This window comes from Mesorhizobium sp. M0437 (assembly GCF_040321335.1).
In the GTDB taxonomy this organism is placed as follows: Bacteria; Pseudomonadota; Alphaproteobacteria; order Rhizobiales; family Rhizobiaceae; genus Mesorhizobium.
Genome location: NZ_JAMYRK010000204.1, coordinates 1 through 1380 on the forward strand (window position 1 = coordinate 1; position 1380 = coordinate 1380).

Annotated in this window: 1 protein-coding gene; it reads left to right on the forward strand. The window is 59.3% G+C overall.

Annotation, left to right across the window (positions count from 1 at the left end):
• Positions 1 to 1380, forward strand: a 1380-nt coding sequence (locus tag NKI72_RS34985) for a thioesterase domain-containing protein (RefSeq protein ID WP_352852249.1), incomplete at both ends; no start/stop codon positions are given.

Below are 1380 nucleotides of genomic sequence, written 5' to 3' on the forward strand. Positions count from 1 at the left end.
CAGGTGAAGATCCGCGGCTTCCGCATCGAGCCGGGCGAGATCGCGGCGCGGCTTTGCGAGCACGCCTGGGTGCGCGAGGCGGTGGTGGTGGCGCGCCAGGACCGGGCCGGCGACAAGCACCTTGTCGCCTATGTCGTGTGTGGACCCGAGGCCGGCTCGGACGAGGACGATGGCGGCGGGCTTGCCGGCGCCTTGCGCGCGCATGTGAGCGGGCGGCTGCCGGACTACATGGTGCCGGCTGCGTTCGTGCGGCTCGCGGCGCTGCCGCTGACGCCGAACGGCAAGCTCGACCGCAAGGCACTGCCGGCGCCGGCCGACGGCGCCTATGCGCGGACGGCCTATGAGGCGCCGCAGGGCGCGGTCGAGACGGCGCTGGCACAGATCTGGGCGGAGCTTCTCGGTGTCGAGCGGGTCGGGCGCCACGACAACTTCTTCGAACTGGGCGGCCATTCGCTCCTGGCGGTGCAGTTGCTCAGTCGAGCATTAGATCTTGGGCTGGACTTTAGCGCCGCTGACCTCTTCCAAGCCCCTGTTCTGAAGGAACTTGCATCGAAGATTCATTTGGAGCCACAGCCCAGGAGTCGCGGAGTGATTTCCATTCGACCAACCGGATCGCAGCCACCGCTCTTCTTTGTCCCCACAGGTTTTGGAGATTGTTCCTATGTCGTCGGTCTGGTGGAGGAAATGGACGTAGACTGTCCCGTCTACGCTTTACCATGGCCGTCTTTCGATGAAGTTCGTCCACTGACCCTTGAAGCGATAGCTGATCAGGTCATCCTCGCGATCAAAGAAATTCAACCGCAGGGACCATATCGCTTCGCTGGATACTCATCAGGCGGAATCTTGGCTTACGCAATCGCCCAGCGCTTGCTGAGTCTCGATGACGCTGTGTCGTTCATCGCTCTCATCGATGTTACGCTACCCGCAAACGTGACAAAGATATCACCCATCCAAATGGTACGAGACGTCGTGCTCGATTCTTTTGAACCCTTAGATGATGAGAGCTTCGAAGTGTTGGAGAAATTTGCTGGACAAAGTTCAATCGCTCAGCTGCTTGAAAAGGGGCAGCAAATTGGGGCAATACCTCTGGATCGTAATCTCCATAACGATGTTTTGATGTATGAAAGGACCGCCCGGTTTCACGAGGCGCTGCAGGCGTACCAAGTCCCAACCCTGCCAATTGAGATACATCAGTTTTATGCCACCGAGGCTCTCTTCAGTTCTCGGGCACGACAAGCTAAGAGTTCATTATGCCCAGAGGCACGTTCGCCTATGCGCGGCTGGGACCGGGTCTTGAGTCCGGAGGCCATTACTGCCGTACCGATTGTAGGCGACCACGTGACGATGATGAGTGTTCTGGAAAACCGCAAGGCTCTGGCC